Source organism: Methylobacterium sp. WL103 (genome assembly GCF_008039885.1).
GTDB lineage: Bacteria > Pseudomonadota > Alphaproteobacteria > Rhizobiales > Beijerinckiaceae > Methylobacterium > Methylobacterium cerastii.
Window position 1 is genome coordinate 1 of the sequence record NZ_VRUX01000233.1, and the last position, 6,366, is coordinate 6,366.

6 protein-coding genes and 1 pseudogene are annotated in these 6,366 nt (G+C 68.1%); 2 read left to right on the forward strand and 5 right to left on the reverse strand.

Annotated elements, in window-relative coordinates:
- Both FV222_RS14700 and FV222_RS14705 read right to left on the reverse strand, forming a co-directional pair.
- Positions 1-187, reverse strand: a pseudogene (locus FV222_RS14700) (PQQ-dependent dehydrogenase, methanol/ethanol family); the annotation flags it as partial.
- A gap of 150 nt (positions 188-337) precedes the next feature.
- The gene (locus FV222_RS14705; RefSeq protein WP_147752713.1) at positions 338-1,372 is read right to left on the reverse strand and encodes an aspartate-semialdehyde dehydrogenase; all 1,035 of its coding nucleotides are present in this window, start codon (positions 1,370-1,372) and stop codon (positions 338-340) included.
- A 321-nt stretch (positions 1,373-1,693) separates the two neighbouring features.
- Between FV222_RS14705 and FV222_RS14710 the strand changes: the two genes are divergently transcribed.
- Both FV222_RS14710 and FV222_RS14715 read left to right on the forward strand, forming a co-directional pair.
- Positions 1,694-2,536: a hypothetical protein gene (locus FV222_RS14710; RefSeq protein ID WP_147814838.1), complete on the forward strand. Its 843-nt coding sequence runs from the start codon at positions 1,694-1,696 to the stop codon at positions 2,534-2,536.
- Positions 2,537-2,677: 141 nt separating this feature from the next.
- A complete protein-coding gene (locus FV222_RS14715) occupies positions 2,678-3,082 on the forward strand; it encodes a hypothetical protein (RefSeq protein WP_147763394.1) in 405 nt (134 codons plus the stop codon).
- Between the two features lie 91 nt (positions 3,083-3,173).
- Here the strand turns inward: FV222_RS14715 and leuB are convergent, their stop codons facing one another.
- The 3 genes from leuB to FV222_RS14730 form a co-directional block, all read right to left on the reverse strand.
- The gene (gene leuB, locus FV222_RS14720; protein WP_147814840.1) at positions 3,174-4,283 is read right to left on the reverse strand and encodes a 3-isopropylmalate dehydrogenase; all 1,110 of its coding nucleotides are present in this window, start codon (positions 4,281-4,283) and stop codon (positions 3,174-3,176) included.
- Positions 4,284-4,410: 127 nt separating this feature from the next.
- Complete coding sequence (locus FV222_RS14725) at positions 4,411-5,646, reverse strand: acyltransferase family protein (RefSeq protein WP_187277342.1); 1,236 nt, start codon at positions 5,644-5,646, stop codon at positions 4,411-4,413.
- Positions 5,643-6,366, reverse strand: a 724-nt coding sequence (locus FV222_RS14730) for a polyprenyl synthetase family protein (protein ID WP_147814844.1), incomplete at its 5' end; no start/stop codon positions are given. The genes FV222_RS14725 and FV222_RS14730, both read right to left, overlap by 4 nt.

A 6,366-nucleotide genomic window follows, 5' to 3' on the forward strand; every position in this document is an offset into this window, starting at 1 on the left:
AGGCGACCTGGAGGTTCTTGACGTTGCCGGCGTTGATCTGGTCGAGCTTGGAATAGCGCGTGTTGGCGTAGTCGACCGTCTGAAGAACCTGCTCGGCGGGGTTCGCCAGGTGCTTCATCAGGTCTTCAGCCAAGGCCGGGGTGGCAACCGCCAGGCCAGCGCCGAGTGCGAGTAGATGGATTTTCATCGGGCTCGTTCTATCGATCGGATCGCGTGGCGGCAGCCCCCCCTCCTGTCGACGGGCAAAGGCCATGATCTGTCGGCCACGAAAAAGCGCAGCCTCCCTGCGGAGACTGCGCTCGATCGAACAGCGATACAGCGACGCGTGAAGAAGCCCTCAGGCCGCCTTCTTGTCCCGCCCGATCAGCTTGCGGTTGATCAGGAGCTCGGCGATCTGGACCGTGTTCAGGGCGGCGCCCTTGCGCAGGTTGTCCGAGACGCACCAGAAGTTCAGGCCGTTCTCCACAGTCGCGTCCTCGCGGATGCGGGAAATGTAGGTGGCGTCCTCGCCCGCCGCCTCGTGTGGGGTCATGTAGCCGCCGTTCTCGCGCTTATCGATCACCAGGATGCCGGGCGCCGAGCGCAGAATCGCGGTCGCCTCTTCGGGCGAAATCGGGCGCTCGAACTCGACGTTGACGGCTTCCGCGTGGCCGATGAACACAGGCACGCGCACGGCGGTGGCCGTGAGCTTGATCTTGGGATCGAGCATCTTCTTGGTCTCGGCGACCAGCTTCCACTCTTCCTTGGTGTAGCCGTCCTCCATGAACACGTCGATGTGCGGGATGACGTTGAAGGCGATGCGCTTGGTGAACTTCTCCTGCTTCACCTCGCCGGCCGTGAACACGGCGCGGGTCTGGTTGAACAGCTCGTCCATCGCGTCCTTGCCGGCGCCGGAGACAGACTGGTAGGTCGAGATCACCACCCGCTTGATCGTCGCCGCGTCGTGCAGCGGCTTCAGGGCCACGACGAGCTGGGCCGTCGAGCAGTTCGGGTTTGCGATGATGTTGCGCTTGGAAAAGCCGACCACCGCGTCGGCGTTCACCTCGGGCACGATCAGCGGTACGTCCGAATCGTAGCGGAACGCCGAGGAATTATCGATCACGACGCAGCCCTGCGCGCCGATGCGGGGCGACCACTCCTTCGAGGTCTCGCCGCCGGCCGACATCAGGCAGATGTCGGTGTCGGAGAAGTCGTAGGTGTCGAGCGCTTTGACCTTGAGGATCTTGTCGCCGAAGGAGACCTCCTGGCCCTGGCTGCGGCGCGAGGCCAGCGCCACGACCTCGTCGGCGGGGAAGGCCCGCTCGGCGAGGATGTCCAGCATCTCGCGGCCCACGTTGCCCGTGGCGCCGACGATGGCGACCTTGTAACCCATCTCGAAGACTCCGCTTGCCGTGCAGCGATCCCGGCCTCCGCCGGCCGCATCGGCCCATGACCCGTAGGCCCCGCGACGTCGCAAGGCAGGACCTTCGGAAGGCGGGAGCAAGGCGCCGGGGTCGCGCGCCTGTCAAGGGCGGTCGCGTCATGCCTCGGCCCGTCCGCCATGCTTCTCCCTGCGAGACCAAGCCCGCCGGCCGCGACAAGGATCGATTCACCGCGTGACGAGAAACGCCGCCGCGGAGGCCGGCTTGAAAAGGTGGGGGAAGGGGATCGGGGCGGATGGTGCCGGCGCTTTCCCGAGGCGCGACCGCATCCGATGGCCCCAGACGAGACGTTCCCCGACCTCGCCCCCGCGGCACCCGCGCCGCGGCGGTGGCAGTTCGTCGCCTTCACCGGCCGGGCCGTCGGCGCCGTGCTCGTCATCGGCGCCTTGAGCCTGTTCTCGCGCGAGACCAAGCGGCCCGCCGATCCGCCCGCTCCGGCCCCGGCATCCGTCACGACGACCGATCTCGGCATCGCCTTCGTCCCGGCCATGACGCTGAACGCCCGCCCGGTCGCCCCGGCCGCCGGCACCGGGCGCCTGCGCCTCGACCGGGCCGGCGAGCCGGTCCGGATCGAACCGCCGCGCAACCCGCAGGAGCAGACGCTGGCAAGCGGCGACTTTTCGGCGATCGAGGAGACGCACCTGCGCCTCACCCTGACGCGGGACGCCGCCGAGCCGCAGCCCGGCCTCTTCGTGACCCTGGCACGGCGCGCGGCGGAGGGCCCGAACCTCGCGGTGGTCCGCACCGGCACCCGCGGGCGGGTCGCCACCAAGTTCGGCGCAGTCGAGACGCTGGAGGCGACCTTGTCCGGCGACCGGCGTCGGATCTGCACCGGCTTCGTCACCCTGGAGGCCCGGCCGGTTCGGGTGGACGGCTGGCTGTGCGCGCCTCTAGGACAACCGCCCGAGCCGCGCGCGCTCGCCTGCGCCCTCGACGGCCTCGCGCTGGACGGGCGCGCGGACCCCGCCACCGACGCCGTCTTCACTGAGGCCGAGGCGCGTCGCGATCCGGCCTGCGATCCGATCCGGGCGCTCTCGGCGCAGGACCTGGCGGGTCGCACCGGCTCGATCGCGCCGCGCCGCACGACGCCTCCGCCGAAGCGGCCGCGTGCGTGATTGGGGCAACATTGCGGCAAAACACGTAAGCTCGGCCGTTTTTCCGGAACCACGGCTGCGCTCGGGCGTCTACTGCGCAACAGGCACCGGATTCTTAATCTCTCGGCGCCATACCAGACCCGCATTCAAACAAGGTGCGTCATGCGCTCGATCAAGATCGCCCTGCTGGGCGCCCTCGCCGTCACCAGCCTCGGCTTCACCGCTCCGGCCCAGGCGCAGGACGGGTTCGGCCCCGGCTACCGCGTCAGTCGCCCGCTGCCGATCCGCATCCGCCCGCGCAGCTGGCTCGACGCCGGCAACGTGGTCGAGCCCGGCAACGGCTCGGTGAGCAACCCGGCCACCAACCCCGTGCTGATCGCTCAGTCGAACCAGCTTAACCCGGTCTACGGCCGCAACGACGGCTACGGCGGTGGCATCCTGCCCGATCCGATCACCAACGGCCCGTTCATCGGCGCCCGGTCGAGCGCGATCCGCAACGTCGACTTCTCGGCCGTCGACGCGATCGATCCGACCTCCTACGTCTCGCGCTACGGCAACCCGTACTAAGCCGCGCCGAAACTCACCTGTACCGATTCGGGGGCGCGCAGCGAGAGCTGCGCGCCCTTTCTCGTTCTTATCCGCTTGCGTTCTTGGCGGCTCAGGCCGCGCGGGTGCGAAGCTCAGCCGCGATCGTCTCAGCCATGGCGCGCGTGCCGAGGACCTTCGTCCCCTCGCCAGCGATGTCGGCCGTGCGCGCGCCGCCGGCGAGCGCCGCGGTGATCGCGCCGTCCACGAGGTCGGCCGCCTCGCCGAGGCCGAACGAGTAGCGCAGGCACATGGCGAGCGAGCCGATCATCGCGATCGGGTTCGCCTTGTCCTGTCCGGCGATGTCGGGGGCGGAGCCGTGCACCGGCTCGTACAGCGCCTTGCGGGTGCCGCGGGCGTCGACCGCGCCGAGCGAGGCCGAGGGCAGCATCCCGAGGGAGCCGGTCAGCATCGCCGCAACATCCGAGAGCACGTCGCCGAACAGGTTGTCGGTCACCAGCACGTCGAACTGCTTCGGGCGGCGCACCAGCTGCATCGCGCAGTTGTCGGCGAGCACGTGTTCGAGCTCGATGCCGGCGTGGTGGCGGGCATGCACCTCGGTGACGACCTCCTTCCACAAGACGCCGGACTTCATCACGTTGTGCTTCTCCGCCGACGCGACGCGCCCGGAGCGCTTGGCCGCCAGGTCGAAGGCGACGTGGGCGATCCGCTCGATCTCGGCGGTGGTGTAGACCTGCGTGTCCACCGCCCGCTTCGATCCGTCGGGGAGGGTGGTGATCTCCTTCGGCTCGCCGAAGTAGACGCCGCCGGTGAGCTCGCGCACGATCATGATGTCGAGGCCCTCGACCAGCTCGCGCTTGAGCGCCGAGGCGTCGGCGAGCGCCGGGTAGCAGATCGCCGGGCGCAGGTTCGCGAACAGGCCGAGATCCTTGCGCAGCCGCAACAGGCCGGCCTCGGGGCGGATGTCGTAGGCCACGCCGTTCCATTTCGGGCCGCCGACGGCCCCGAGCAGGATCGCGTCGGCCGCATCCGCCTTGGCCAGCGTCGCGTCCGAAAGCGGCTTGCCGTGGGCGTCGATCGCCGAGCCGCCGACGAGGTCGGCCTCGGTCTCGAAGTGGGCGAGCCCGGTCTCGGCGAGCGCCGCCAGCACCGTCTGGACGCCGGCCATCACCTCGGGGCCGATCCCGTCGCCGGGCAGGAGCAGGAGCTTGTAGGTGGTCATGGTGCTTCACTCGTGCCCAAAACGGGTCGGTCGTGCGGAATGTATCGAGGGCACCGACCCGGTTGGCAAGTATTTTGGGGCGCCCTTCAAGGGCACGTGCCACGCCGGGATTTGGGCAGGATCGTCGTCATGAGCGGCCGAAGCTTGGCGAGTGCCGTTCGAGACGCAGGCCGAACAACGGTCGGAGCAACCGGGCGCGACGGACCACCTCGAAGGTCGTGAAACAGATCACCACCGTGACCAGGACGATCATGGCCGCCTCCGCTCCCGCGGACCATCCCAAGTCCTTGAGGATATACGCCGCGACCACGATCACGGTCTGATGAACGATATAGAAAGGGAACACGGCCTCGGTGAGATAGCGGCGCCAGGGACCGTCGGTTGACGGCAGCCAACGTCGACCGAATGCGATGACCGCCACGATGGTGCTCCATTGATAGAGCGGAATCGCGAAGGTGTCGTGCTGATGGAGGATGCTGGACCACCAGGGAAACGGAAACGCCTTGCTTGGCCATGCAAGAGCTGCGGTGCCGAGGGCGACGATTACCGCAGGCCATCGACATCGGTCGAGAACCGTCCAGGCGGCGTCCTGCCCGACCATGAAGTACCCGAGCAGGAAATACGCACCATAGACCGTGTGATTGTACCAATCGCCGACGAGGGCATCGTTCGGCGGGAACGACCGCGCGAGGACGGCTCGCGCGACGATGAGCACAAGGACAGGCAGGACCACGAAAGCGCCGTTGGCTGCGAGCCAGCTTGTCAGCGTGAGAAACAGCGGTCGGATGGGTCGCAACAGGACCGTGCTGCCGATGAGCGGCATAGTGTACGCATACAGGTAGAGAACGAACCACAAATGGTTCCAAGTCGGCAGGGCGAGGCATGTCCCGGCGCAGATTCGCTCCGTTCCGCCGAGGTAGGCGGCGGTGTAAAAATGTAGGGGTCCAGCTCCGTACCCGAACTGTCCGACCGCCTGCACATAGGATTGCGGCGGCACCACCACGAGCATGCCAAACAGCAACGGGACGAGGAGCCGCACGGAACGATTGGCAAGCAGAGGACCCGTTTTCAGGCGCTGCGCCAAAAAGCGTGTTGCACATCCCGAAATCAGGAATAGCAGAAGAAGCCGCCATGGGTTGACGAGGTGCATCAGCGGTTCGATCGCTGGAATGCTGTGGACGCTCTTTGCGTGGTAGGGCCAGGGAACGTAGAGCAGGCCGACGTGGTAGAAGATCAAAACCGCGAAGGCGATGATCCGCAGCCAATCTAGATCGATGCGCCGTCGATTGCCGTTCGGCAGAGATCGATCGTGTGAAAGATCTTCTGTCGCACCCGGTCCACCACGGTCGACAGGAGAGATCACACCTTCCGCGCCACCGTGAACCGCGCCGCCTCGCGCAAGGTCTGCGCCCGGTCGCCCCAGCGCGAGACCGCTTCCTCGCAGACGCCGACCAGCCGGTCGCATTCGGCCCGCGCGCCGTCGAGGCCGAGGCGGTCGACGAGCGTCGCCTTGCCGGCGTCCTTGTCCTTGCCCGTGGCCTTGCCCATCGCTTCCGGCGAGGCCTCGCGGTCGAGGATGTCGTCGGCGATCTGGAAGGCCTGGCCGAGCGCGAGGCCGTAGCGCAAGAGCGCGGCGCGCTCGTCCGTCGTGGCGCCGCCGACCATCGCGCCGGCCTCCACCGAGAAGGCGAGGATCGCGCCGGTCTTCATCGCCTGCATCCGCAAGGTGTCGTCCACGTCGAGGGAGACCGGGCCGAAACGGCCTTCCGCGGTCAGGTCGAGGAGCTGGCCGCCGACCATGCCGCCGAGGCCCGAGGCGCGGGCGAGGCCGAGCACGAGGTCGGCACGGATCGACGCGTCCGGCTGCCAGGTCGGGTCGGCCACGATCTCGAAGGCCAGGGTCTGCAGCGCGTCGCCGACCAGGATCGCAGTCGCCTCGTCGTAGGCCTTGTGCACGGTGGGCTTGCCGCGGCGCATGTCGTCGTCGTCCATCGCCGGCATGTCGTCGTGGACCAGCGAATAGCAGTGCACCAGCTCGACGCCGGCGCCGGCGGCCAGCGCCGGCGTCGAGCTGGTGCACTGC

What these genes read in the sequence shown, in the direction of transcription:
- leuB (WP_147814840.1), bottom strand. Translation starts at nt 4,283, where the DNA reads ATGACCACCTACAAGCTCCTGCTCCTGCCCGGCGACGGGATCGGCCCC.
- FV222_RS14715 (WP_147763394.1), top strand. Translation starts at nt 2,678, where the DNA reads ATGCGCTCGATCAAGATCGCCCTGCTGGGCGCCCTCGCCGTCACCAGC.
- FV222_RS14710 (WP_147814838.1), top strand. Translation starts at nt 1,694, where the DNA reads ATGGCCCCAGACGAGACGTTCCCCGACCTCGCCCCCGCGGCACCCGCG.
- FV222_RS14705 (WP_147752713.1), bottom strand. Translation starts at nt 1,372, where the DNA reads ATGGGTTACAAGGTCGCCATCGTCGGCGCCACGGGCAACGTGGGCCGC.